This is a genomic window from Pantoea sp. Ap-967 (assembly GCF_011752565.1).
In the GTDB taxonomy this organism is placed as follows: Bacteria; Pseudomonadota; Gammaproteobacteria; order Pseudomonadales; family Pseudomonadaceae; genus Aquipseudomonas.
In genome coordinates this window covers 95,025-120,659 of sequence record NZ_VWXK01000018.1, presented here as the reverse complement: position 1 = coordinate 120,659, position 25,635 = coordinate 95,025, and the positions used below count along the sequence as shown (strand labels likewise).

Below are 25,635 nucleotides of genomic sequence, written 5' to 3'. Positions count from 1 at the left end.
AATGAGTTTACCGCCCGCAGGGCTCAGCGACGAGGCACCGAGCGGGTACGGCCGCTGCCGTCGATGGCGACGAACACGAACGTTGCCTCGGTGACCTTGCGCCATTCGCTGGACAGCGGGTCATCGCTCCACACTTCGACCATCATGCGGATCGAGCTGCGGCCGATTTCCAGGGTCTGGGTGTAGAACGACAGTTGCGCGCCTACCGCCACCGGCACCAGGAACGCCATGCGGTCGATGGACACCGTGGCCACCCGGCCACCGGCGACGCGGCTGGCCATGGCAGTGCCTGCCAGGTCCATCTGGGCCACCAGCCAGCCGCCGAAGATATCGCCGAAACCGTTGGTTTCGCGCGGCAGCGCGGTGATCTGCAAGGCCAGGTCGCCTTGCGGGATAGGATCTTCTTGTTCGAGCTCGATCATGCGAGGGGGCCTCTGACCCGTGACGCTTTCGTTGGTGTGGCGCAAGGCCGAGAAAACGATTCAGCTGACACCATACTACGCTGATTACGTTTTCACTGGTCGGCCATAGGGAAACTCTGCGAAACCGTCTGACATCACGACCGGCGTTTTTGCACAACTTCCCTTGTTAATAGCAGCCTTTTCCTACGAAAGACCAGTATATATAGCCAATCGCTCAGCGACGACCGTGCAGTCATGAATATCTGTTGGGTTTTTGTATCGCTTTCAGCGCGGCTCGGCTATTTGCTATCTTCGCTGCTCTTTCCAATCCAGAAGCCGCGTACCAAGCGGCCTGCATGCCTACAAGAGAACGACGAGCGATGACCTCCGTGCCGAGCAGTATCGAGCAGCCCTCGCGGCCGCTGACCCGCAGTGACTACAAGACCCTCTCACTGTCCGCCCTGGGCGGCGCGCTGGAATTCTACGACTTCATCATCTTCGTGTTCTTCGCCACGGTAGTCGGCAAGTTGTTCTTCCCCGCCGACATGCCCGAATGGCTGCGCTTGATGCAAACCTTCGGCATCTTCGCCGCCGGTTACCTGGCGCGCCCACTGGGCGGCATCGTCATGGCGCACTTCGGCGACCTGCTTGGGCGCAAGAAGATGTTCACCTTGAGCATCTTCATGATGGCCTTGCCAACCCTGGTCATGGGCCTGTTGCCCACCTATGCGCAAATTGGCCTGTGGGCGCCGATCCTGCTGCTGCTGATGCGGGTGATCCAGGGCGCGGCCATTGGTGGCGAGGTGCCCGGTGCCTGGGTGTTCGTTTCCGAGCACGTGCCGGCGCGCAACACCGGCTACGCCTGCGGCACCCTCACTGCCGGCCTGACGGCGGGCATTCTCCTGGGCTCGCTGGTGGCCACGCTGATCAACAGCGTCTACAGCGCCGAGGAAGTGGCCGACTATGCCTGGCGCATTCCGTTCCTGCTGGGCGGCGTGTTCGGCCTATTCTCGGTGTACCTGCGCCGCTGGCTGCACGAAACCCCGGTGTTTGCCGAAATGCAGGAGCGCAAGGCCCTGGCTGAGGAGCTGCCGCTGCGTGCGGTGCTGCGTGACCACCGTGGCCCGATCATCCTGTCGATGCTGCTGACCTGGTTGCTGTCGGCGGGCATCGTGGTGGTGATCCTGATGACCCCGGCGCTGCTGCAGAGCATCTACCACGTCAGCCCCACCGATTCGCTCAAGGCCAACAGCCTGGCCATCGTGTTGCTGAGCCTGGGCTGCATCGGCGCGGGCGGCCTGGCCGACCGGTTCGGCGCAGGCCGGGTGTTCGTGATTGGCAGCCTGCTGCTGCTGGTGACTTCGTGGGCGTTCTACCACAGCCTGCCCACCCGGCCAGAGCTGCTGTTCCCGCTGTACGCGGTGACCGGCCTGTGCGTGGGTGTGATCGGCGCGGTGCCCTACGTGATGGTCAAGGCGTTCCCGGCGGCGGTGCGTTTCAGTGGCCTGTCGTTCTCCTACAACGTGGCCTACGCCATTTTCGGTGGCCTGACGCCGATGGTGGTGACCGCGCTGCTGAAGGTCAGCCCGATGGCCCCGGCTTATTATGTGGCCGGGCTGTGCGCCGTGGGCTTCTGCGTTGGCCTTTACCTGCTTGCCAAGAAGCGCTGATTTGCGACTGTAGAACGCTGTGGGGCCGCTGCGCGGCCCACCGCGACATGCTGTCGCTCCTACATCGACCGCGTCTTAATTCGCCCTGGGTAGGAGCGACAGCATGTCGCGATGGGGTGCGGAAGCAGCCCCGACGCCCCCCACACCTGCGCTGTATTGGCGCTGTTGGAAATGATGGCCTTTCATCCATTTGTCATAATCAAGTCATATCGTGTTCATGCGGCCTGCCGATACTTGGGCCCGTTCCATCCAACACCCCAATATTCCTGCTAGGAGCAAGGCATGAAACTGAAGCGTTTGATGGCGGCCCTCACGTTCGCCGCCGCTGGCGTTGCAGCCGCCAACGCGGTAGCCGCCGTCGATCCGTCGATCCCGACCTACACCAAGACCACCGGTGTATCGGGCAACCTCTCCAGCGTCGGTTCCGACACCCTCGCGAACCTGATGACTCTGTGGGCCGAGGCCTACAAGAAGGAATATCCAAACGTAAACATCCAGATCCAGGCCGCTGGCTCGTCGACCGCGCCACCCGCCCTGACCGAAGGCACCGCCAACCTCGGCCCGATGAGCCGCAAGATGAAGGACGTCGAGCTGCAGGCGTTCGAGCAGAAGTACGGCTACAAGCCAACTGCAATCCCGGTTGCCGTCGACGCCCTGGCCGTGTTCGTGCACAAGGACAACCCGATCAAGGGCCTGACCATGGCTCAGGTCGACGCGATCTTCTCCTCCACCCGCCTGTGCGGTGGCAAGGCCGAAGCCAAGACCTGGGGCGACGTCGGTGTGACCGGCGACCTGGCCAACAAGCCAATCCAGCTGTTCGGCCGCAACTCGGTATCGGGCACCTACGGCTACTTCAAGGAAGAAGCCCTGTGCAAAGGCGACTTCAAGCCTAACGTCAACGAACAACCTGGCTCGGCTTCGGTCGTGCAGTCGATCAGCTCCTCGCTGAACGGCATCGGCTACTCGGGCATCGGCTACAAGACCGCCAGTGTGAAAACCGTTGCCCTGGCCAAGAAGGAAGGCGGCGAGTACATCGAGGACAACGAAGCCAACGCCCTGAACGGCTCGTACCCGCTGTCGCGCTTCCTGTACGTTTACGTCAACAAGGCGCCGAACAAGCCTCTGGCCCCGCTGGAAGCCGAGTTCGTCAAGCTGGTACTGTCGCAGGCTGGCCAGCAGGTCGTGGTGAAGGATGGCTACATCCCGCTGCCGGCCAAAGTGGTCGACAAGACCCTGGCTGACCTGGGCCTGTCCCACAGCGACAACGTTGCAAAGAAGTAAGTAACTGAGAAGCGGCCGGCGGCAAACGCCGGCCCCTTCCACGCTTTCCCCAGTCCGAAGCCAGGGTTCCTGTGCGGCGGGCTTTGTCGCGTCAACACATTGTCATGTTTTTGTCATACGGGACCGCTAGGGTGTGCGCATGAATGATCTGGCCAATTCCACAATGACCCCAAATTCTCCACCCGTGCGGATTGACTTCAATACGCCCGAGCTGCAACGCAAGCGCCGCATGCGCGCCCTCAAGGACCGCCTGACCCGCTGGTACGTGCTGGTGGGCGGGCTTGCCGTTCTGGCCGCCATCACCCTGATCTTCTTCTACCTGGCCTACGTGGTGCTGCCCCTGTTCCAGGGCGCCGAGCTGACCCGCAAGCCGGCCCTGGCGCCTGCCTGGCTGCAGCAGGACGCTGGCAAGCCACTGATGATCGCCCTGGAAGAGCAGAACCTGGTGGGTATGCGGGTTTCCGACAAGGGCCAGGCGCTGTTCTTCGATACCAAGACCGGTAACGAGATCAAGCGCGTCGACCTGCCATTGCCGGCAGGCACCCAGGTCAGCTCCATCGGCAGCGACCAGCCGGGCAGCCCGCTGGTGGTGCTGGGCTTGTCCAATGGCCAGGCGCTGGTGTTCCACCACACCTACAAGATCACCTACCCGGACAACAAGAAAACCATCACGGCCGGCATCGACTACCCCTATGGCCAGGCACCGTTCGTGCTCGACGACCAGGGCCGGGCGCTGGAACATGTCAGCGTCAACGTCAACGGCGACACCCTGGTGGTGGCCGGCTCCACCGGCGCGCACCTGCAGGTGCTGGCGCTGACCCGCACGGAAAACATGATGACCGAAGAGGTCACCACCGAGCAGAACCGTATCGAGCTGCCGCAGATGACCGAGGCGGTGAAGAACATCTTCATCGACCCACGCCAGCAGTGGCTGTACGTGATCAACGGCCGGGCCACCGCCGACGTGTTCAGCCTGCGTGAGAAAAGCCTCAACGGCCGCTATAAGCTGGCTGAAAGCGCCGACACCGAAATCACCGCCAGCACCCAGCTGGTCGGCGGCATTTCGCTGATCATCGGTGACTCCAAGGGCGGCCTGGCCCAATGGTTCATGGCCCGCGACCCGGATGGCGAACAGCGCTTCAAGCAGATCCGCACCTTCCAGATGGGCAAGGCGCCCATCGCCCAGATCGATGCCGAGGAGCGCCGCAAGGGCTTCATCGCCCTGGACACCGAAGGCAAGCTTGGCGTGTTCCACAGCACCGCGCACCGCACGCTGCTGGTGGAGCCGGCCGCCGAGGGCGCCGGCATCCTGGCCCTGTCGCCACGGGCCAACCGCATCATCATCGAGGAAGGCGGCAAGCTGCAGCCGCTGAGCCTGCGCAACCCGCACCCGGAAATTTCCTTCAGTGCGCTGTGGAGCAAGGTCTGGTACGAGAACTACGACGAGCCCAAGTACGTCTGGCAGTCGACGGCCTCGAACACCGACTTCGAGCCTAAGCTGAGCCTGTCGCCGCTGACCTTCGGCACCCTCAAGGCCGCGTTCTACGCGATGATCCTGGCGGCGCCGCTGGCCATTGCCGCGGCCATCTATACCGCCTATTTCATGGCCCCGGGCATGCGCCGCAAGGTCAAGCCAGTGATCGAGCTGATGGAAGCGATGCCGACGGTGATCCTCGGCTTCTTCGCCGGCCTGTTCCTTGCGCCGTACCTGGAAGGCCACCTGCCGGGTGTGTTCAGCCTGTTCCTGCTGATGCCGTTCGGCATCCTGCTGGCCGGCTTCACCTGGAGCCGCCTGCCGGAGTCGATTCGCCTGCGGGTGCCGGATGGCTGGGAGGCGGCGATCCTGATCCCGGTGATCCTGTTCACCGGCTGGTTCGCCCTGACCCTGAGCCCGCACCTGGAAAGCTGGTTCTTCGGCGGTGACATGCGCCTGTGGATCACCAACGACCTGGGCATCACCTATGACCAGCGCAACGCCCTGGTGGTGGGCATCGCCATGGGCTTTGCGGTCATCCCGAACATCTACTCGATTGCCGAAGACGCCGTGTTCAGCGTGCCGCGCAGCCTGACCCTGGGCTCCCTGGCCCTGGGCGCGACGCCGTGGCAAACCCTGACCCGCGTGGTCATCCTCACCGCCAGCCCGGGCATCTTCTCGGCGCTGATGATCGGCCTGGGCCGTGCGGTGGGTGAAACCATGATCGTGCTCATGGCCACCGGCAACACCCCGGTGATGGAGATGAACCTGTTCGAAGGCATGCGCACCCTGGCCGCCAACGTGGCGGTCGAGATGCCCGAGTCGGAAGTCGGCGGCAGCCACTACCGCGTGCTGTTCCTCGCTGCCCTGGTGCTGCTGGTGTTCACCTTCATCATGAACACCTTGGCCGAGCTGATTCGCCAGCGCCTGCGCAAGAAATACTCGTCGCTTTGATAGAAAGGTAGCGATCCGTGAAAAAGGATTCCCTCAAAGGCTGGTTCAAGAGCGGCGCCCCTGGTGTCTGGATCAGCGGTGGCGCAGTGGCCATGGCGGTGATCATGACCGTTGGCCTGCTGGCGGTGATCGCCGTGCGCGGCCTGGGCCACTTCTGGCCGGCCGACCTGGTGCAGGCCACCTACAAGGTGCCGGGCCAGGCCGACCACGTCGTCATCGGCGAAGTGGTGCAGAAAGAACAAGTGCCGCGTGCCCGCCTCAAGGGCGCTGGCCTGCCGGTCCCGGACCAGGGCCCGGAGTTCATGACCCGTGAGCTGGTCAAGGTGGGTAACCGCGACCTCAACGGCAACGACTTCACCTGGGTGGTCGGCGACTGGCTGGTGGACGAGCAGCGCCCGGCTGACCTGATGGCGCTGGAGCGCCGTGAGTGGGGCAACTTCTATGGCTACCTGGTCAGCGTCAAGGAAGAAGGGCGCGTCGTGGCCCAGGGCCCGGCGGCGTGGAACGAGCTGCAGGCTCGCCTCAAGCGCGCCAGCCAGCTCAACAGCGAGCTGCAGCAACTTGAGAAGAAAGACATCGGCGCCATCAACCACGGCCTTGAGCGCCTGCGCCTGCAGGGCCGTAAGCTGGAGCTGCACGGCCAGCTGGACGCCGCCGCCCAGGCCGACATGGATGCCGAGCGCGCCGAGCTCAACAGCCGCTACAAGGCCATCGAGGAGCGCCTGAGCGGCTTGCACCAGGCCTTCGCCCGCGACAGCCTGGTGGCCCGCGATGGCAATGGCCGGGAAGTTGAAATCAACCTGAGCAAGGTGGTGCACGCCATCCAGCCCAACGGCATGTCGCTGCTGACCAAGCTGGGCACCTACTTCGCCAAGGTGTGGGAATTCCTCAGCGACGACCCGCGTGAAGCCAACACCGAGGGCGGGATCTTCCCGGCCATCTTCGGCACCGTGATGATGACTCTGATCATGGCCGTGATCGTCACCCCGTTCGGTGTGCTGGCGGCCGTTTACCTGCGTGAGTACGCCCGCCAAGGCCCGGTCACCCGCCTGATCCGCATTGCCGTGAACAACCTGGCCGGTGTGCCGGCAATCGTTTACGGCGTGTTCGGCCTGGGCTTCTTCGTCTACGTGCTGGGCGGCTCGATCGACCGGCTGTTCTTCCCCGAGGCGCTGCCGGCACCGACCCTGGGTACACCGGGCCTGCTGTGGGCCTCGTTGACCCTGGCGCTGCTGGCCGTGCCGGTGGTGATCGTGGCCACCGAGGAAGGCCTGGCGCGCATTCCGCGTACCGTGCGCGAAGGCTCCCTGGCCCTGGGCGCGACCAAGGCCGAAACCCTGTGGAAGATCGTGCTGCCGATGGCCAGCCCGGCGATGATGACCGGCATGATCCTGGCCGTGGCCCGCGCCGCCGGCGAAGTGGCGCCGCTGATGCTGGTGGGTGTGGTGAAGCTGGCACCGTCGCTGCCGCTGGACGGAAACTACCCGTACCTGCACCTGGACCAGAAGATCATGCACCTGGGCTTCCACATCTACGACGTCGGCTTCCAGAGCCCGAACGTCGAGGCCGCACGGCCGCTGGTGTACGCCACCGCGCTGCTGCTGGTGCTGGTGATCGCCACGCTCAACCTGTCGGCGGTGTGGATCCGTAACCACCTGCGCGAGAAGTACAAGGCGCTCGACAGCTGAGCCTGATCTGCAAGCGTGCCGCGCCGCCCCCAGCCGGGCCGCGCGGCCCTTTGAAACGAATTGATAGCGTATGGAGTTGACCATGCAGCATGAATCCCACACCCACGGCATCGACATGTCTGCCTTGGGTCGCAGCAAACAGGGCCTGCGCCTGGCCGAAGAAACCGTGGCCATCGAAGTACCGGGCCTGAGCCTGTTCTACGGCGACAAGCAAGCCCTGTTCGATGTGCAGATGAACATCCCCAAGCAGCGCGTGACCGCCTTCATCGGCCCATCCGGCTGCGGCAAGTCGACCCTGCTGCGCACCTTCAACCGCATGAACGACCTGGTTGACGGCTGCCGCGTGGACGGCGCGATCAACCTGTACGGCAACAACATCTACCGCAAGGGCGAGGACGTGGCCGAGCTGCGCCGCCGGGTGGGCATGGTGTTCCAGAAGCCCAACCCGTTCCCCAAGACCATCTACGAGAACGTGGTCTATGGCCTGCGCATCCAGGGCATCAACAAGAAGCGCGTGCTCGACGAAGCCGTGGAGTGGGCGCTCAAGGGCGCGGCGCTGTGGGATGAGGTCAAGGACCGCCTGCACGACTCGGCCCTGGGGCTCTCTGGTGGCCAGCAGCAGCGCCTGGTGATTGCCCGTACCATCGCCGTGGAGCCGGAAGTGCTGCTGCTCGACGAACCCTGCTCGGCGCTCGACCCGATCTCGACGCTGAAGGTCGAAGAGCTGATCTACGAACTGAAATCCAAGTACACCATCGTTATCGTGACCCACAACATGCAGCAGGCAGCCCGCGTTTCGGACTACACCGCGTTCATGTACATGGGCAAACTGGTCGAATTCGGTGATACCGACACACTGTTCACCAACCCGGCGAAGAAGCAGACCGAAGACTACATTACCGGTCGCTACGGTTAAGCGCCGCTCGCGATGGGCGACTGGCCCCTGTGGGAGCGGGTTCAACCGCGAACCGGGCGGCCCGGTGCATGGCACCGGCTTTGCCGGTGTTCGCGGGTGACCCCGGCCCTGCAGGGCCGCGCTAGCAAAGGACAAAACGATGATCAACAAAGAAAGCCTGACGCACCACATTTCCCAGCAGTTCAACGCCGAGCTCGAAGAAGTACGCAGCCACCTGCTGGCCATGGGCGGCCTGGTCGAGAAGCAGGTCAACGACGCGGTCACCGCGCTGATCGAAGCCGACTCGGGCCTGGCCCAGCAAGTGCGTGAGGTTGACGAGCAGATCAACCAGATGGAGCGCAACATCGACGAGGAATGCCTGCGCATTCTCGCCCGTCGCCAGCCGGCGGCGTCCGACCTGCGCCTGATCATCAGCATTTCCAAGTCGGTGATCGACCTGGAGCGCATCGGCGACGAGTCGACCAAGATCGCCCGCCGCGCCATCCAGCTGTGCGAAGAGGGCGAGGCGCCACGTGGTTACGTCGAGGTGCGCCATATCGGCGACCAGGTGCGCAACATGGTGCGCGACGCCCTGGACGCCTTCGCCCGCTTCGACGCCGACCTGGCGCTGGCGGTGGCCCAGTACGACAAGACCATCGACCGCGAATACAAGACGGCCCTGCGTGAGCTGGTCACCTACATGATGGAAGACCCGCGCTCGATCTCGCGGGTGCTCAGCGTGATCTGGGTGCTGCGTTCGCTGGAGCGCATCGGCGACCACGCGCGCAACATCTCGGAGCTGGTGATCTACCTGGTGCGCGGCACCGACGTGCGGCACATGGGCCTCAAGCGCATGAAGGCCGAGGTGGAAGGCACCGCTGGCCTGGCCGAAAGCGCTAATGTTCCGGACGAAGCGGACGATAAATAAGATTGCTCCCGAGCATCGACGCCCGGCCTGTGCCGGGCGTTTTCGTTTGTGGCAGCGCAACCAGCAGGCACCCGCGAACGATGCGAAGAAGTCCCGGCGTGACCCAGTTATTGGCAATTGGCCACCATTGCGCGGTAGGCTAGTCGGGATTCAAGAGGAGTATCGATGAGTAAAGTCAATGTGCTGGTCGTGGATGACGCACCGTTCATCCGTGACCTGGTCAGGAAGTGCCTGCGCAATGCCTTCCCGGGCATGGTCATCGAAGACGCGGTCAACGGCCGCAAGGCCATGGCCATGCTGGCCAAGGAGACCTTCGACCTGGTGCTGTGCGACTGGGAAATGCCCGAGATGTCTGGCCTGGAACTGCTCACCTGGTGCCGCCAGCAGGCGGAAATGAAAGACCTGCAGTTCATCATGGTGACCAGCCGTGGCGACAAGGAAAACGTGATCCAGGCCATCCAGGCCGGGGTTTCCGACTTTGTCGGCAAGCCGTTCACCAACGAGCAGCTGCTGACCAAGGTGAAAAAAGCCCTGGCCAAGATCGGCAAGCTGGACAGCCTGCTGGGCGGCGCCGCGGCGCGGGCCAATTCGGCGTTCGCCAATGACTCGCTGAGCGCCCTGACCGGCGCCAAGCCGGAAGCGGCCAAGATGGCGGCGCCCGCGCCGGCCAAGCCGTTGATCAATGCGCCCACGCCGCAATCGGCAGCCGCCGCCGCAACGGCCGGCCGCGGCCAGGGCCAGTTGCGTTTGTCCAGCGGCACCCAGCCCTGCGTGATCAAGGCCCTGAGCCTCAAGGAAGCGCTGCTGGTGGTGCGCCGCAGCGCGGCGCTGCCCCAGGTACTGGAAGGTGCGGTACTGGACCTGGAACAGGGCGAGAACGCCGAGGTGGCCCGCCTGAACGGCTACCTGCACGCCATTGCGGCACTGGAGCCCAAGCCTGAGAGCGAATGGCTGCAGCTGACCTTCAAGTTCGTCGACCAGGATGCGCAGAAGCTCGACTACCTGTCGCGCCTGATTGCCCGCGGGACCCAGCAGAAGCACTTCACCCCCGGCGCGTAATTGGGGCCCTTTGTAGGGGCGAGCTTGCCCCGCGAACCAGGCGCCGCGGTGGCTGGCACCGGCTTTGCCGGTGTTCGCGGGGCAAGCCCGCTCCTACACAAGGGGGTATTAGCCGACCAACTGTCATATCCCTCTCAAATCTCGCTGCTAGGCTTCGACAGACCGTAACTGTCAAAAAGCCACCATCATGCCAGCCACCGCCCGCCTGCTGTTGTTCGGTGCCTTGCTCTCGGCGTCCGCGTCGAGCCTGGGTATGACCATCTACAAGACCGTCGACGATACCGGCGTGGTTTCCTATTCCGACCGTTACAGCCCAGGGGCGAAAACCTTCGAGTTCCGCGAGCCGATCCTCGATCACATCGATGGCAAGGTGCGGCTGCAGGCGGAAACCTTCCCCGGCGGTGTGCGCTTCATGGTGCGCAATGAGTTGTATGTGCCGATGCAGGTGGTGCTGCGCATCGACAAGCTGGCCAACGCCTTTGGCGGCAATCAACCGCGTAACATTCGTGCTGTGGTCGGGCCCCGGTCAAGCAAGGTGCTCAGTTCGGTGCTGGCGGCGCCGGGCGGCAAGCTGCAGTATGCCACCGACTTCCAGTACGCCATGGGTGACCCCGGCCAGCGTTCGTTGGCTTACCGCTACCCATTTCCGTGGAAGGGCGGGCCTTTTCGTTTGACACAGGGCCCCAATGGCCGTTTCAGTCATTTCGGCCCCAGAAGCCGCTATGCAATGGACATCGCCATGCCCGAGGGAACGCCGATCATCGCTGCCCGTGGCGGCTTGGTGGTCAAGGTGGAGAACAGTCAAAACGGGCGTGGCAATAACCCTGCAGGTAATTTCGTGCGAATTCTGCACCCCGACGGCACCATGGGCGTGTACCTGCACCTGATGCGTGGTTCGGTGGTGGTGCGTGAGGGGCAGCAGGTGGCGTTGGGGCAGGCGCTGGCCAAGTCGGGCAATACCGGCAACAGCACTGGGCCCCACCTGCATTTCGTGATCCAACGCAACGTGGGGCTGGCGCTGGAGTCAATCCCGTTCCAGTTCGATCGGCCGATTGGCGGGTTGCCCGACTTCACCGCCGGCAACCCCTGAGCCACGCGGATGGGCTGCGTAGCAGCCCCCCCACGGTCAATCCAGTTTCAGCACCTTGGCCAGCACGATCTTCGGCCCTTTCATCTTCTTGATGATGATCCGCAGGCCTTCGACCTCCAGCACTTCCTCTTCCTCCGGCACGCGCTTGAGGGTCTCGTAGACCAGCCCGGCCAGGGTTTCCGCCTCGATGTGGTCCAGGTCAACGCCCAGCAGGCGCTCGACCTTGAACAGGGGCGTATCACCGCGTACCAGCAGCTTGCCCGGCTGGTAGGCGAGGATGCCGCGCTCGGTCTTGCGGTGCTCGTCCTGAATGTCGCCCACCAGCACTTCCAGCACGTCTTCCATGGTCAGGTAGCCGATTACCTTGCCGTCGGCTTCCTCCACCAGCACGAAGTGCGCGCCGCCCTTGCGGAACTGCTCCAGCAGTTGCGACAGCGGCATGTGCCGCGATACCCGCTCCAGCGGGCGGGCGAGGTCTTCGAGGTCGACCGTTTCCGGCAGGTGCTCAAGCTCCGCAAGCTCCAGGAGCAGGTCCTTGATGTGCAGCAGGCCGGTGAACGCTTCACGCTCGGCGTCGTACAACGGGTAGCGGCTGAACTTGTGGCGGCGCACCAGCGCAAGGATTTCCTTGAGTGGGGCATGGGCGTCGATGCTGACCATGTCCTCACGCGAGTTGGCCCAGTCGACCACTTCCAGTTCGCCCATTTCCACGGCCGAAGCCAGCACGCGCATGCCTTGGTCGCTGGGGTCCTGGCCACGGCTGGAGTGCAGGATCAGCTTGAGCTCTTCGCGGCTGTAGTGGTGCTCGTGGTGCGGGCCGGGCTCGCCTTGGCCGGCGATGCGCAAAATGGTGTTGGCGCTGGCGTTGAGCAGGTAGATGGCCGGGTACATGGCCCAGTAGAACAGGTACAGCGGTACCGCGGTCCACAGCGACAGCAGCTCGGGCTTGCGGATCGCCCACGACTTGGGCGCCAGCTCGCCAACCACGATGTGCAGGTAGGAGATGACGAAGAAGGCGACGAAGAACGACACCCCCTTGACCAGCTCGGCGCTGTCCACGCCCAGGTACGCCAGCAGCGGTTCGAGCAGGTGGGCGAAGGCCGGCTCACCGACCCAGCCCAGGCCCAGCGAGGCCAGGGTGATACCTAGCTGGCAGGCCGACAGGTAGGCGTCGAGCTGGTTGTGAACCTTGCGCAGGATGTTGCCGCGCCAGCCGTGCTCTTCGGCGATGGATTCCACGCGGGTGGCGCGCAGCTTGACCATGGCGAACTCGGCGGCTACGAAGAAGCCGTTGAGCAGCACCAGCAGGAAGGCGAAGATGATCATGCCGAAATCGGCGAATATCGAGGTGAGGCTGATACCAGGGGAAGGGTCCATGATGGAGTTTTTACGGGGTCCGTCTTAGCTGGGAGAGAAAAAAAGTGCCAGCTCTTGCTGGCACAGGGGATCCAATGTAGCGGCTGGGGCTGCAAAAGCAAAGGGTGCTGGTTTCATTGGGGCCGCTTCGCGGCCCTTTCGCGGCGCACGCACCCCCTTGTAGGAGCGGGCTTGCCCCGCGATGGGCTGCAAGGCAGCCCCAACCTCAGCCCTTGCCACCCGCCAATTGTGCCGGGGCAAAATGACAGGTAAAGGTGCTGCCATGCCCCGGTACGCTGCTGATTTCCAGCTTGCCACGGTGGCGCATCAGCACGTGCTTGACGATCGCCAGGCCCAGCCCGGTGCCGCCGGTGTTCGAGGCGCGGCTGGAATCTACCCGGTAGAAGCGTTCGGTAAGGCGCGGCAGGTGCTTGGCGTCGATGCCGACCCCCGAGTCCTGCACCGACAGGTGCGCGCCCTGTTCGTCGCCCCACCAGCGAATGCGAATGTTGCCCTCGTCCTGGGTGTATTTCACCGCATTGAACACCAGGTTGGAAAAGGCACTGCGCAGTTCCGACTCGCTGCCCTTCAGGCGCAGGCCTGGTGCGGCTTCCAGGCTGATGCGCTGGTTGCGCGGCCCGGACAGTGCCTGGGCGTCGTTCTTGATGGCGGCAAGCAGGGCGTCGACTGCCACCGGCTGGTTGTCCGACGGGTAGTCGGTGGCTTCCAGCTTGGCCAGCAGCAGCAGGTCGTTGAGCAGGGTTTGCATGCGCGAGCCTTGCTGGGTCATCTGCTGCAAGGCCCGGGCCCAACGCGGGTTGACGTCCTCGACGTTGTCCAGCAGGGTTTCCAGGTAGCCGGTGATCACCGTCAGCGGCGTGCGCAGCTCGTGGGACACGTTGGCGACGAAGTCTTTGCGCATCTGTTCGAGCTGGTGAATACGGGTGACATCGCGCACCAGCATCAGGTGCTCGTTGTTGCCGTAGCGGGTGATGTGCAGCTGTACGCGCAGGCGGTCGTTGATCGGCGAGGGGATTTCCAGCGGCTCGACGTAGTTTTCCGCTTCGAAATATTCCTTGAAGCGTGGGTGGCGCACCAGGTTGGTCACCGGTTGGCCGCCATCCTGCGGGGTCTTGAAGCCCAGCAAGGTTTCCGCGGCGCGGTTCCACCACTCCAGGTTGCCGTCGCTGTCGAGCATGATCACCGCGTCGCGCAGGGCGGCGGTGGACTCCTGCACCCGGTCGATCACCGCCTGCAGGCGCCCGCGCACGCGCTGGTCGCGGCGTTGCAGGTGGTAGATGCTGTCGAACACCTCGCCCCACAAGCCGTAGCCATCGGGCGGGGCTTCCTCGGGTTGGTGGTTGCGTAGCCAGTCGTGCAGGCGCAGCAACTGCTTGAGGGTCCAGCCCAGGTACAGCGCCAGGCCGATGGCCAGGCTCCAGCCGTAATACCCGCTGGCCAGGCCACCGATCAGGCAGACGGTGACCAGCAGCAGCAGGTGGCGAATCAGGGTCGCGTGCCAGTTCTGGTTCAATTGACGGTCCTTGTACAACGACGTGCAGCTTGGCGCTTTTCGGCTCGATCAGCTCTTGGTCGAGAAGCGGTAGCCAGTGCCCCGGACGGTTTGTACCAGATTTTCATACGCTTCACCCAGTGCCTTGCGCAGACGACGGATGTGCACGTCGACGGTGCGCTCCTCGACATACACGTTGCCGCCCCATACCTGGTCGAGCAACTGGCCACGGGTGTAGGCGCGCTCCTGGTGGGTCATGAAGAACTGCAGCAGGCGGTATTCGGTAGGGCCCATCTCGGCCGGCTTGCCATCGATGGTCACGCGGTGGCTGATCGGGTCGAGCAGCAGGCCACCGACTTCGATCGGCGCCTCGCTGTCGCTCGGGCCGGTGCGGCGCAGCACGGCCTTCAGGCGCGCCACCAGCTCGCGTGGCGAGAACGGCTTGGTGATGTAGTCGTCGGCGCCCACTTCCAGGCCCTGGATCTTGTTGTCCTCTTCGCCCTTGGCGGTGAGCATGATGATCGGGATGTCCCCGGTCAGCTCGTCGCGCTTGAGGCGGCGCGCCAGTTCGATCCCGGAGGTGCCGGGCAGCATCCAGTCGAGCAGGATCAGGTCGGGCTTGCGGTCGACGATGATGGCGTGGGCTTGCTGGGAATTTTCGGCTTCCAGGCAGTCATAGCCGGCCATTTCCAGGGCAACGGCGATCATCTCGCGAATCGGTGCTTCGTCGTCGACGATCAGAATGTTTCTGCCAACCATGCTCAAAACCTCTCCCAGGATTCGTGTCTTGGCCCGCATTAGATAACGGAATTATTGCAGCTGTGTGACAGGGTGTTGGCCGTTCTGGCGACATTCCGTGACTGGGCTAGGCTACACAAGGCCGCGTAGGCGGCGAACAACACGCATTCCAAGCCCGAATTCAAGGTGAATCCAATGACACGACATACGCTGAGCTGGATGGCCCTATTCGCTGCACTGGCGTTGCCCGGGGTGGCATCCGCCCACCATGCCATGGAGAAGAACGGCATGCTGGTCGACCACAACGGCATGACCCTGTACACCTTCGACAAGGACACCGGCGGCAAGTCCATGTGCAACGGCGACTGCGCCAAGAACTGGCCACCGCTGATGGTCAAGAAGGATGACGAAGCACCCAAGGGCAAGTGGACCCATGTGAAGCGTGACGACGGTTCCATGCAGTGGGCCTACGGTGGCAAACCGCTGTACACCTTCGTCAAGGACAAGAAGGACGGCGACATGACCGGAGACGGCATGAAAGACGTCTGGCACGTGGCCAAGCCTTGATAGAGCTGGGGCCGCTCTGCGGCCCATTCGCGGCTCAAGGCCGCTCCTACAAGGGCCTGCACACACCGGCCGATGTAGGAGCGGCCTTGCGCCGCGAATGGGCTGCAGAGCAGCCCCAGTCTTCAGCGAAGTGCGTAATCCAGCACCACCCCGATAAACACCAGCAACCCCGCCCAATGGTTGTGCAGGAAGGCCTTGAAGCACGACTCACGGTCCAGCTTGCGCGTCGACCAGAATTCCCAGGCAAAGCACGCCGCAGCGCCCAGCAGGCCAAGGTGGAACCAGCCGCCCAGCTCGAAGCGGTTGCCCGCCAGCAGCAGGCAGCCCAGTGACAACAACTGCAAGGTCAGGATGATTGCCCGGTCCGCTTCGCCGAACAGGATCGCGGTCGATTTCACGCCAATCTTCAGGTCGTCGTCGCGGTCGACCATCGCGTAATAGGTGTCATAGCCCACCGTCCACAGCAGGTTGGCGATGTACAGCAGCCAGGCACTGGCCGGCAGTTCGCCACCGGCGGCGGTGAAGGCCATGGGAATGCCCCAGGAATACGCGGCGCCCAGCACCACTTGCGGGTAGTAGGTGTAGCGCTTCATGAACGGGTAGCAGAACGCCAGGGCTACCGCGCCGAACGACAGCCACACGGTGCGGCTGTTGGTGCACAGCACCAGCAGGAAACTCACCCCGACCAGGATCGCGAACAGTGCCAGGGCTTCACGTGACTTCACCCGGCCACTGGCCAGCGGCCGGTCGGCGGTGCGTTTGACATGGCCATCGACCTTGCGGTCGGCGAAGTCGTTGATGCAGCAACCGGCGGCGCGCATCAGCACCACGCCCAGGCCGAAGATCAGCACGTTGGCCAGGGTGGGAGCACCTTGCCCGGCAATCCACACCGCCGCCAGGGTTGGCCACAGCAGCAGGTAGATGCCGATGGGGCGGTCCATGCGGCTGAGCTGGACGAAGTCCCAGGCGCGCGGGTGCAGGCGGTTCAACGACTTGAGCAGTTGCAGGTACATCAGCGGTTCTCCTCCTTGGCCGCCTGCCACAGTGTAGGCAGAAACACCTCCGCCACCAGCAAGTCGAGGCCGCCACGCTCGAAACGCGAGCGCCGCCCCCACAGGCCGGCATGGGCAGCTGCGGCCGGCAGCCAGCCCTGTGGATAACGGCACACCTCGATCGGGTGGCGAATGAAGGCCTGGTCGCAGAACAGCAGTTCGCCCAGCGAGCGGCTGCCCAGGTGTTCCAGGTCCAACCCGCCGCGCTCCAGGGCGCTGCGGCTGGCGACGCTACGGGCGAACACCCATGGCTGGCCATGGCCGCGCAGGTACACCTCGCGCACCCAGCCCTCGGCACCCGGCGCAACGCCCAAGGCCTGGCATTCGTCGGCGCGCAGCGGCTGCCAGCCCTCGAACAGGGGCGTGACGCTGAAGTGGTCGTGGGACAGGCGGGTGAGGCGGCGGGTCAGCGACCCTTCGTCGAACAGCCAGTCCAGGGTCGGCTGGTCGGTATCGGTGGCCAGTTGTGAATACGCCAGCCACGCGACAGCGGCTGCTTGCGGGGTTTCGTACGACACGTCGGTATGCTTGATGACAGCCAGAGAGGCGGCGAGCTTAGCATGATTGCCCCCAGCGCTTGCATCCTGCTGGCAGGGCCGCTACAAAGCCCTCAAGAATTGCGCGCTGGCCCCTTCGCGGGCAAGCCCGCTCCCACAGGTTGAATGCAGCCCTTGTGGGAGCGGGCTTGCCCGCGAAGTGGCCATCAGCAGCAACACACGCCCCGAGCCTGAACTGAGGACCAAGACCCCATGAAAAAGTGGCAATGTATTGTCTGTGGCCTGATCTACGACGAAGCCGAAGGCTGGCCCGACGACGGCATCGCCCCCGGCACCCGCTGGGAAGACGTGCCGCAAGACTGGCTATGCCCTGACTGCGGCGTAGGCAAGAGCGACTTCGAAATGATCGCCATTGGCTGATAGAGGAAAGCACGACATGACGTCCCCTGTGGTAATCATTGGTACCGGCCTTGCCGGCTACAACCTGGCCCGCGAGTTCCGCAAGCTCGATGGCGACACCCCGCTGCTGCTGATTACCGCCGATGACGGCCGCTCGTACTCCAAGCCGATGCTCTCCACCGGCTTTGCCAAGCAAAAGGACGCCGACGGCCTGTGCATGGCCGAACCCGGCGCCATGGCCGAGCAACTCAAGGCCGAGGTGCGCACCCACACCCGTATCAGCGGCATCGACCCGGGCCACAAGCGCCTGTGGATCGGTGAGGAAGCGGTCGAGTACCGCGACCTGGTACTGGCCTGGGGCGCACAGACCGTGCAGGTGCCCATCGAGGGTGATGGCGCCGGCCTGGTATTCCCGATCAACGACCTTGAAGACTACGCCCGCTTTCGCGCCGCCGCCGCGGGCAAGCAGCGCGTGCTGATTCTTGGCGCTGGCCTGATCGGCTGCGAATTTGCCAACGACATGCACCAGGGCGGTTTCCAGGTCGATGTGGTGGCGCCCTGCGAGCAGGTGATGCCAACCCTGCTGCACCCGGCGGCTGCCCGCGCCGTGCAGGCCGGCCTTGAAGGCCTGGGCGTGCGTTTTCACCTGGGCCCGGTGCTGGCGCGTTTGAACAGGGCAGGCGAAGGCCTGGAGGCGCACCTGTCCGATGGCCAGGTGATCGCCTGCGACCTGGTGGTATCGGCCATCGGCCTGCGCCCGCGCACCGACCTGGCGGCTGCCGCCGGCCTGCAAACCAACCGGGGTGTGGTGGTCGACCGCCAGTTGCGCACCTCGCACGGCAACATCTTCGCCCTGGGCGACTGCGCCGAGGTCGACGGCATCAACCTGCTCTACGTGATGCCTTTGATGGCCTGCGCCCGGGCCCTGGCCCAGACCCTGGCCGGCAACCCGACCGCCGTCAGCTACGGGCCAATGCCGATCACCGTGAAAACCCCAGCCTGCCCACTGGTGGTTTCGCCACCGCCCCAGGGCCGTGACGGTACGTGGCAAGTCGAAGGGCAGGGTGGCGACCTCAAGGTGCTCTGCCATGCCGCCGACGGCCAGTTGCTCGGCTACGCCCTGACCGGCAGCGCGGTGATGGAAAAACTCGCCCTGAACCGCCAGTTACCTGCCCTGATGGCCTGAATAACGGGCGTTCTGTCGGATTTATCCTGTTGTTGCCCCCACAATGGCCGCCCAGATACTGGCGCGGCCCCGGTGAGCGTGCCATTCTCAGTTCCGTCTGCCGCAGATTAGAGCCTGCGGTGCCTTGAGCGCTGCCTCAATGGCAGCACGGCATAACAACAAGAAATCCCGTCAAAGAGGCTTCACTATGCGTAAACCAGAACTCGCCGCCGTCATTGCTGAAAAGGCCGACCTGACCAAGGAAAAGGCCAACCTGGTGCTCAATGCGATTCTCGACAGCATCACCGGTGCCCTGGACAAGGACACGGTTACCCTGGTCGGCTTCGGCACCTTTGAAAAACGCCACCGTGGTGCCCGCACCGGCAAGAACCCGCAAACGGGCGAGCCCGTGAAGATCAAGGCCAGCAATACCGTTGCCTTCAAGCCCGGCAAGAACCTGCGCGACACCGTCAACGAACCGCCCAAGCCCGCCAAGAAAAAGTGATCGCCTGACCTCCAGTGTCAGCCAAACGGGCGCCCTGCGGCGCCCGTTGTGCTTTGTGCAGGCAAAATGTTGCGATCTTGCATAAATAGTTCAGGAAAAGGATAAACTGCGCGCTCCAGTCATTTTTCATTCGAGGCGCGTTGATGAAGTTTCGCTTTCTTCTTTGGGCCATGGGGCTGTTGATGGCCAGGGCCAGCCGCAACAACCCGGCATTCCAGCAGCAGCTCAAGGACAAGGACCTGGTGTTCCAGATGCAGACCCTGGACGGCAAGGTCGCACGGCACTTCATCGTCAGCGGCGAGCGTATCAGCAGCAAGGGCGGCAGCCACCCACAGCCGGCCTTCGCGATTGCCTTCAAGGATGCAGCCTACGGCTTTGCGACGATGCAGGCGGCCAACAAGCAGTTGGCGTTCATGCAGGGGATTCAGGACAAGAACATCCAGATCAAGGGTAACCCGGCGCTGGTGATGTGGTTCCAAGGCTTGATGAAGTACGTGAAACCCAAGAAGAAAGCCTAGCCTGTACCGCACCGCATTTCCCTGTAGGAGCGGCGGTGCGGCGACCCGACTTGCCCCGCGAACACCGGCGCAGCCGGTGCCATGCACCGCGTCGCCTACAGGGTTCTGTGTTAAATCAGATGGAGCGCGGGCCCGCTCCCTTAGTGCGGTGCGTTTAGCTGGGTGGCCAGGTCGCGCAGCAAGGCCTCGGCTTCGAGCACCTTGTTCACCACGTCCTCGGCCTTGTCCCGGGTGATTCCCAGCCGCTCCAGCAACTCGTCCGGAATGGCTTCCTGCGGCCCGGAGCCGATGCCCTTGGAGCGCAGCAGGCGCGTCGCCAGGCACACCAGGTTGGGGAATGCCGACAGGTCGCCGTCATACGCCGGGTCATGCTGGAAGCGCAGTGCGGTGGACAGCTCTTCCGGCATGTCCCACAGCTTCATCAGCCAGGCGCCGATCTGCTCCCGGCTGATGCCCAGCAGGTGCTGCTCCACATAGGTGTGGCTCAGGTGCGGGTTGACCTCCAGGTGGCGGCAGATCAGCGAGAAGTGCGGCGGGAACACATGCGCCAGCAGCAGGTAGCCAAAGTTGTGCAACAGCCCCGCCAGGTAGGTCAGGCCGGCCTCAGGGCGCTCGGCGCGCGGCATGGCGCGGGTCAGGCCCTCGATGATGGCAGCGGTGTAGATCGACTGCTGCCAGTACGGCGTGGCCTGTTGCGGGTGGTCCTTGGGCAGGCTCAGGGTCTTGCCCAAGGCCAGGCCCAGGGCCAGGTTGATCACCAGGTCGAAGCCCAGCACGCGGACGATGGCGTCTTCCACCGAGCGGATCTTGCCGGGTGAGGCATAGTAGGGCGAGGCCGCCCAGCTGACCACCTGGGCGGCCAGGGCCGGGTCGGTTTCGACCACGCCGGTGATGTCGTCGATGCTGGCGTTGGGGTCTACCCGCAGCTTGATGATTTTTTGCGCGGTGTCGGCCAGTGGCGGAATCTCGATGGTTTCCTCAAGGCGCTTCTGGATACGCCGGGCGGTAAAGGCCTGCACCGCCTGGGTAATTTCCTTGGGGTCGTCGTCCGGCCGGTCGAGGTTGGGGCGGATATCGCGCACAGGGATGCCGAAGTTGCCGGCGCTGGCCTTGGCGAGCATGCGCTTGAAGTCGTCACGGTGAATCTTCAGCAGCAGGCCAGCCTCGCCGGACTGCACCAGCAGGTACTCGGCGTCGAGCAGCTTGCCTTCGTACAGGCAAGGTGAACTGGTCAGCGCCGGAATGGCTGGCAGGGCCTTGAGCTGGTGCTTGTCGAGCATCTGCCTGAGGCGCGGCACCGGCACGGCCGTGAGCTTGCGCCCGGTCAGCTCTTCGAGGCGGGCCAGGTCCAGCAGCTTGCTCTGTGGGAACAGCACCAGCAGGGCACCGATCTCGTCATCGAGGAGAATCGCCTGTACCCGCGAGGCGGCTGGCAGCTCAGGGTGTTCCGCCACCTCTTCAAAGGCCACGTGCAGTTTTTCGAGCAACAGCCGGATGACAGACGGTGCGTGTGGGGTTGCGGTGTCAAGGGCAACTTCAGTCATGGTCTGTATCCACAAATTCTTTTGAAGGCAAAGTATAACCAGCCTGTTGGCAAAGCTGGATCCATTCTGGGACAGGTGTCACACCTGGCCATATTGCTGGCCGTGGCGCAGCCAGCGGTCGAGCAGTGGGCTGACATGTTCGGGCCAGCGGGCCAGCAGCGCCTGTGCCGCATCACGCACGGCCGGCAGCAGGTCGGCGTCGCGCATCAGGTCGGCGACCTTGAATTGCAGCAGGCCGGTCTGGCGGGTGCCGAGCATTTCGCCGGGGCCGCGCAGTTCCAGGTCTTTCTCGGCGATGATGAAGCCGTCGTTGGTTTCGCGCATGATGCCCAGGCGCTCGCGGCCGATCTGCGACAGCGGCGGGTGGTACAGCAGCACGCAATGGCTCACCGCGCTGCCCCGGCCCACGCGGCCACGCAACTGGTGCAGCTGGGCCAGGCCCAGGCGCTCGGGGTTCTCGATGATCATCAGGCTGGCGTTGGGCACGTCCACGCCCACCTCGATGACCGTGGTGGCCACCAGCAACTGCAGGTCGCCTTGCTTGAACTCGGCCATGACCGCGGCTTTTTCCGCAGGCTTCATGCGCCCGTGAATCAGGCCCACGCGCAGCTCACCCAGGGCGCTGCCCAGCTCCTCGAAGGTGCTTTCGGCAGCCTGGCAGGTGAGTTCTTCGGATTCTTCGATCAGCGTGCACACCCAGTAGGCCTGGCGCCCCTCGGCGCAGGCGGCGCGTACCCGCTCGACCACTTCGAAACGGCGGCTGTCGGCGACCAGCACGGTGTTTACCGGGGTACGGCCGGGCGGCAGCTCGTCGAGCACCGAGGTGTCGAGGTCGGCGTAGGCGCTCATGGCCAGGGTGCGCGGAATCGGCGTGGCGGTCATGATCAATTGGTGCGGGCACAGCTCGCCGGCCACGCCTTTCTTGCGCAAGGCCAGGCGTTGCTGCACGCCGAAGCGGTGCTGCTCGTCGATGATCGCCAGGGCCAGGTGCTTGAACTGCACCTCTTCCTGGAACAAGGCATGGGTGCCGACCACCATGGGCGCGCCACCGGCGATTTGTTCCAGGGCGCTGGCACGGGCCTTGCCCTTGAGCTTGCCGGCCAGCCAGGCGACTTCGATGCCCAGTGGCTCCAGCCAGCGCTTGAAGGTGATGTAGTGCTGTTCGGCCAGGATTTCAGTGGGCGCCATCAGCGCCACTTGGTAGCCGGCTTCCAGGGCCTGCAGCGCTGCCAGGGCGGCGACCACGGTCTTGCCGGCGCCGACATCGCCCTGCACCAGGCGCAGCATCGGTTCGTGCTGGCTCAGGTCGTAGGCGATTTCGCTGGCCACCCGCTGCTGCGCGCCGGTGGGCTTGAAGCCCAGGTTGGCCAGGTATTGGGTTTGCAGGCGCTGGGCCTTGGGCAGCACGGGCGCGCGCAGGCTGCGCAAGCTTTCGCGCAGGCGTTGCTGGGACAGCTGATGGGTCAGCAGCTCCTCGAAGGCCAGGCGGTGCTGGGCCCAGTGCTGGCCTTCTGCGAGCTCGTCGAGGTCGGCGTCGGCTGGCGGGTTGTGCAGGTAGCGAATGGCATCGTCCAACGGCGCCAAATGATAGTCGCGGGCCAGCTCGTCGGGCAGCCAATCAGGCAGGCTGCGTGGGCCGAGCATGCCCAGGCTCTGCTGGCACAGCAGGCGCAGGCGCTGTTGGGTGAGGCCTTCGGTGGACGGGTAGATCGGCGTCAGGGTCTGCTCCACCGGGGGCGGCGGCTCGTCGCCGTTCAGCGCGCGGTATTCGGGGTGGTAGATCTCCAGGCCCGAAGCGCCAGGGCGGGCTTCGCCGTAGCAACGCAGGTGCGTGCCGCGTTTCAGGCCTTCCTTTTGCGCGTTGCTGAAATGGTAGAAGCGCAGGCTCAGCACGCCGGTGCCGTCACCCAGGCGCACCACGAGGCTGCGGCGCTTGCCCATGGTCACGTCGGCGCCGCTGACCACCCCTTCGATCACCGCGTCCTGCCCGGGGCGCAGTTGGCCGATGGGCACTACCCGGGTGCGGTCCTGATAGCGCAGGGGCAGGTGGAACAGCACATCCTGCAAGTTCTCCAGGCCCACCTTGGCGAGCTTTTCCGCCATGGCATCGCCTACGCCCTTGAGCGCGGTGACCGAGACCTTCGACAGCTCAGTCATGGATCAGGCCGGTTGTTCCACGGGCGGCTTGGCTACCGAGCAGAGGCGAATCGAGTCGGCAAGGATCTCGATTGCCTTTGGCCGCGGGAAGCTGGCACGCCAGGCGATGGCAACGGTGCGAAACGGCGCCGGAGGAGTAAGCGGACGCACTTCGATGACCCCCGGTGCGTAATGGTGGCTGTGTACCGCCGACAGCGGCAGGATCGACACGCCAAGGCCCGATGCGACCATGTGGCGGATGGTTTCCAGCGAGCTGGACTCGACCGTGGTGTGCTTGGAGCCTTCGCCACCCTTGTTCAGCGTTGGGCAGGCTTCCAGCACCTGGTCGCGGAAGCAGTGGCCCTCGCCCAGCAGCAGCAGGCTCTTGTCGTTGAGCATGGCGGTGTCGATGGTTTTCTTCGCCGTCCACGGGTGGTCGGCGGGCATCAGCGCGCAGAAGGGCTCGTCGTACAGCGGCAGGGTCAGCACGTCGGCCTCGTTGAACGGCAGGGCGATGATCACCGCGTCCAGTTCGCCGTTGCGCAGTTTTTCGCGCAGCACGTGGGTGAAGTTTTCTTCGATATACAGCGGCATCTGCGGGGCAACCCGGTGCAGCTGGGGAATCAGGTGTGGGAACAGGTAGGGGCCGACGGTATAGATGGCACCGACCTTGAGCGGAGCGGTGAGCTGGTTCTTGCCAGCCTGGGCCAGTTCGCGGATACCCTGGGCTTGCTCCAGCACCTTTTGCGCCTGGGCGACGATGCTCTCGCCGACCGGGGTCAGGCGCACCGCGCTTTTGCTGCGCTCGAAAATCAGTACGCCAAGCTCGTCCTCAAGCTTCTTCACACCGACCGACAGGGTCGGCTGGCTGACGTGGCAGCGCTCGGCCGCATGGCCGAAGTGCTGCTCCTGGGCGAGTGTGACGATGTAGCGTAGTTCGGTGAGGGTCATAACGTGCGTCCATGAAGTTGCGGGCCCAGCATAGCGGCTGCAATCGATAGACGCACGTTATCAGACTTGCCGATTTGTGACAGAAACAAAAGTCTCAGCGACGGTCCAGGGAGTAGACGAACGGCGCTACCACTTCGATCGTGCCATTGGTCAACAACTCGGCAGGCGGTTTCGGTACGGTGCCGGCCCGGCGGATCATCTCCAGGGTGGCACGGTCCAGGGCCGCGCTACCAGAGCCGCCCGCCATGGCGTACGACACCACCTTGCCTTCGGCGTCGACCACGAAACGCAGGCGGTTGATGCCTTGCAGGCCGCGACGGCGCGCGTCTTCCGGGTAACGCTTGTACTTGGCCAGGTGGCGCAGCAGGTCGCTCTGCCAGGTTGGCAGCGCCTGGCTGTTGGACGCGATGCTTGGCGTCGGTGCCGCTGACTTCTGTGGTGGCGTGTTGCTCGGTGGCGTGTCGACGACCTGTTCCTTGGCCGGTGGCTCGTCCTTCGGCGGCTCAGGCTTCTTCTCAGGCTTGGGCGGCTGAGGTTTGGGCTTGGGCTTTGGCTTGGCGATGGCGATTTTCGGTTTCGGCGCCTCGGCCAGCTTTGGCAGCGGCGGTTCTTCGACCACGGCCGGCGGCTGTGGGGCGGCCTTCGGTGGAGGCGGTGGCGCGGGCTCCGGCAGCGGTGCCAGCTCGACCATCATGGCTGCCGGGGGCAGCTCGATGGCCTGGGGCACCGACCAGTTGAGCGTCAGCAGCACGGCGACCACGTGCACGCCCAGCACGATCGCCAGGCTGCCACTGTAGCGCGCCATGTTTGAGCGCGTTTTCGTCATTTCTTGGCTGCCGTCTCGAGACCTACCAGACCGACCTTGAGGTAGCCGGCCGCGCGCATGGTGTTCATCACTTCCATCAGGTCACCGTAATCCACGCCCTTGTCGGCCTGGAAGAAGATGGTGGTTTCCTTGTCACCCTTGGTCTTGGCGTCGAGCATCGGGCCAAGCTGGTCGGGTGCGGCTACCTGATCGTCGCCGACGTACAGCTTCTGGTCGGCCTTGACGCTGACGAACACCGGTTTCTCGGGCCTCGGCGCCGGCTTGGCGGTCGAGGCCGGCAGGTCGACCTTGATGTCGACCGTGGCCAGGGGGGCTGCGACCATGAAGATGATCAGCAGCACCAGCATTACGTCGATGAACGGCGTAACGTTGATTTCGTGGTTCTCGGCGAGGTCATCGCCACCTTCGTTGAGATGCAGGCCCATGGC

The 25,635-nt window shown here is 64.3% G+C and carries 24 protein-coding genes; 13 read left to right on the top strand and 11 right to left on the bottom strand.

The genetic code is table 11. The features are described 5' to 3' along the window. Positions 1-23: 23 nt before the first annotated feature. A complete protein-coding gene (locus tag F3J45_RS19235) occupies positions 24-422 on the bottom strand; it encodes an acyl-CoA thioesterase (RefSeq protein ID WP_027917060.1) in 399 nt (132 codons plus the stop codon). Positions 423-802: 380 nt separating this feature from the next. Here F3J45_RS19235 and F3J45_RS19230 point away from each other — a divergent pair, with 380 nt between their 5' ends. From F3J45_RS19230 to F3J45_RS19195, 8 genes are all read left to right on the top strand, one after another. After that, positions 803-2,071, top strand: a complete 1,269-nt coding sequence (locus F3J45_RS19230; RefSeq protein ID WP_370526419.1) for an MFS transporter — start codon at positions 803-805, stop codon at positions 2,069-2,071. A gap of 282 nt (positions 2,072-2,353) precedes the next feature. Next, positions 2,354-3,352, top strand: a complete 999-nt coding sequence (locus tag F3J45_RS19225; RefSeq protein ID WP_167066250.1) for a phosphate ABC transporter substrate-binding protein PstS — start codon at positions 2,354-2,356, stop codon at positions 3,350-3,352. 163 nt (positions 3,353-3,515) lie between these two features. Then, complete coding sequence (locus F3J45_RS19220) at positions 3,516-5,780, top strand: ABC transporter permease subunit (protein ID WP_205300596.1); 2,265 nt, start codon at positions 3,516-3,518, stop codon at positions 5,778-5,780. Between the two features lie 92 nt (positions 5,781-5,872). Then, positions 5,873-7,468 (top strand): phosphate ABC transporter permease PstA, encoded by a 1,596-nt coding sequence (pstA, locus tag F3J45_RS19215; RefSeq protein ID WP_205300600.1) that lies wholly within the window; start codon positions 5,873-5,875, stop codon positions 7,466-7,468. Between the two features lie 115 nt (positions 7,469-7,583). Beyond that, positions 7,584-8,384 carry a phosphate ABC transporter ATP-binding protein PstB gene (pstB, locus tag F3J45_RS19210; RefSeq protein ID WP_240158403.1) on the top strand — a complete coding sequence of 267 codons (801 nt, stop codon included), beginning with the start codon at positions 7,584-7,586 and terminating at the stop codon, positions 8,382-8,384. 139 nt (positions 8,385-8,523) lie between these two features. Continuing rightward, a complete protein-coding gene (gene phoU / locus F3J45_RS19205) occupies positions 8,524-9,291 on the top strand; it encodes a phosphate signaling complex protein PhoU (protein WP_167066238.1) in 768 nt (255 codons plus the stop codon). Between the two features lie 165 nt (positions 9,292-9,456). Further along, positions 9,457-10,350: a response regulator gene (locus tag F3J45_RS19200; RefSeq protein ID WP_167066235.1), complete on the top strand. Its 894-nt coding sequence runs from the start codon at positions 9,457-9,459 to the stop codon at positions 10,348-10,350. A 187-nt stretch (positions 10,351-10,537) separates the two neighbouring features. Continuing rightward, entirely contained in the window at positions 10,538-11,440 is a 903-nt protein-coding gene (locus F3J45_RS19195; protein ID WP_167066232.1) for a peptidoglycan DD-metalloendopeptidase family protein, read from the top strand. A gap of 36 nt (positions 11,441-11,476) precedes the next feature. Here the strand turns inward: F3J45_RS19195 and F3J45_RS19190 are convergent, their stop codons facing one another. The 3 genes from F3J45_RS19190 to phoB form a co-directional block, all read right to left on the bottom strand. Beyond that, entirely contained in the window at positions 11,477-12,817 is a 1,341-nt protein-coding gene (locus F3J45_RS19190; protein WP_167066229.1) for a hemolysin family protein, read from the bottom strand. A 205-nt stretch (positions 12,818-13,022) separates the two neighbouring features. Next, positions 13,023-14,330 (bottom strand): phosphate regulon sensor histidine kinase PhoR, encoded by a 1,308-nt coding sequence (gene phoR, locus F3J45_RS19185; protein ID WP_167066227.1) that lies wholly within the window; start codon positions 14,328-14,330, stop codon positions 13,023-13,025. Positions 14,331-14,378: 48 nt separating this feature from the next. Next, positions 14,379-15,068 (bottom strand): phosphate regulon transcriptional regulator PhoB, encoded by a 690-nt coding sequence (gene phoB, locus F3J45_RS19180; RefSeq protein ID WP_003253341.1) that lies wholly within the window; start codon positions 15,066-15,068, stop codon positions 14,379-14,381. Positions 15,069-15,242: 174 nt separating this feature from the next. Here phoB and F3J45_RS19175 point away from each other — a divergent pair, with 174 nt between their 5' ends. Continuing rightward, positions 15,243-15,614, top strand: a complete 372-nt coding sequence (locus F3J45_RS19175; protein WP_167066224.1) for a hypothetical protein — start codon at positions 15,243-15,245, stop codon at positions 15,612-15,614. Positions 15,615-15,736: 122 nt separating this feature from the next. Here F3J45_RS19175 and ubiA read toward each other — a convergent pair whose 3' ends face one another. After that, positions 15,737-16,627 (bottom strand): 4-hydroxybenzoate octaprenyltransferase, encoded by an 891-nt coding sequence (gene ubiA, locus F3J45_RS19170; protein WP_167066222.1) that lies wholly within the window; start codon positions 16,625-16,627, stop codon positions 15,737-15,739. Beyond that, positions 16,627-17,184, bottom strand: coding sequence for a chorismate lyase (locus tag F3J45_RS19165; protein ID WP_167066219.1), 558 nt, complete (start codon positions 17,182-17,184; stop codon positions 16,627-16,629). The genes ubiA and F3J45_RS19165 overlap by 1 nt, the downstream gene beginning before the upstream one ends. A 231-nt stretch (positions 17,185-17,415) precedes the next feature. Between F3J45_RS19165 and F3J45_RS19160 the strand changes: the two genes are divergently transcribed. The 4 genes from F3J45_RS19160 (at position 17,416) to F3J45_RS19145 (ending at position 19,750) form a co-directional block, all read left to right on the top strand. Beyond that, positions 17,416-17,583 carry a rubredoxin gene (locus F3J45_RS19160; protein WP_008091623.1) on the top strand — a complete coding sequence of 56 codons (168 nt, stop codon included), beginning with the start codon at positions 17,416-17,418 and terminating at the stop codon, positions 17,581-17,583. 16 nt (positions 17,584-17,599) lie between these two features. Continuing rightward, positions 17,600-18,748, top strand: coding sequence for an NAD(P)/FAD-dependent oxidoreductase (locus F3J45_RS19155; protein ID WP_167066217.1), 1,149 nt, complete (start codon positions 17,600-17,602; stop codon positions 18,746-18,748). Between the two features lie 187 nt (positions 18,749-18,935). Then, positions 18,936-19,232: an HU family DNA-binding protein gene (locus tag F3J45_RS19150; RefSeq protein WP_167066215.1), complete on the top strand. Its 297-nt coding sequence runs from the start codon at positions 18,936-18,938 to the stop codon at positions 19,230-19,232. A gap of 143 nt (positions 19,233-19,375) precedes the next feature. Beyond that, positions 19,376-19,750 carry a helicase gene (locus F3J45_RS19145; RefSeq protein ID WP_167066213.1) on the top strand — a complete coding sequence of 125 codons (375 nt, stop codon included), beginning with the start codon at positions 19,376-19,378 and terminating at the stop codon, positions 19,748-19,750. Positions 19,751-19,890: 140 nt separating this feature from the next. Here the strand turns inward: F3J45_RS19145 and F3J45_RS19140 are convergent, their stop codons facing one another. The 5 genes from F3J45_RS19140 to exbD form a co-directional block, all read right to left on the bottom strand. Beyond that, positions 19,891-21,294 (bottom strand): aminoacyl-tRNA deacylase and HDOD domain-containing protein, encoded by a 1,404-nt coding sequence (locus tag F3J45_RS19140; protein WP_167066210.1) that lies wholly within the window; start codon positions 21,292-21,294, stop codon positions 19,891-19,893. Between the two features lie 78 nt (positions 21,295-21,372). Continuing rightward, on the bottom strand, positions 21,373-23,451 hold the full coding sequence (gene recG, locus F3J45_RS19135) for an ATP-dependent DNA helicase RecG (RefSeq protein ID WP_167066207.1): 2,079 nt from the start codon (positions 23,449-23,451) through the stop codon (positions 21,373-21,375). A 3-nt stretch (positions 23,452-23,454) separates the two neighbouring features. Continuing rightward, a complete protein-coding gene (locus F3J45_RS19130; protein WP_054884745.1) occupies positions 23,455-24,381 on the bottom strand; it encodes a hydrogen peroxide-inducible genes activator in 927 nt (308 codons plus the stop codon). Between the two features lie 94 nt (positions 24,382-24,475). After that, positions 24,476-25,186: an energy transducer TonB gene (locus F3J45_RS19125; RefSeq protein WP_205300594.1), complete on the bottom strand. Its 711-nt coding sequence runs from the start codon at positions 25,184-25,186 to the stop codon at positions 24,476-24,478. A gap of 17 nt (positions 25,187-25,203) precedes the next feature. After that, the gene (gene exbD, locus F3J45_RS19120; RefSeq protein WP_167066201.1) at positions 25,204-25,632 is read right to left on the bottom strand and encodes a TonB system transport protein ExbD; all 429 of its coding nucleotides are present in this window, start codon (positions 25,630-25,632) and stop codon (positions 25,204-25,206) included. Between the last annotated feature and the right edge of the window lie 3 nt (positions 25,633-25,635).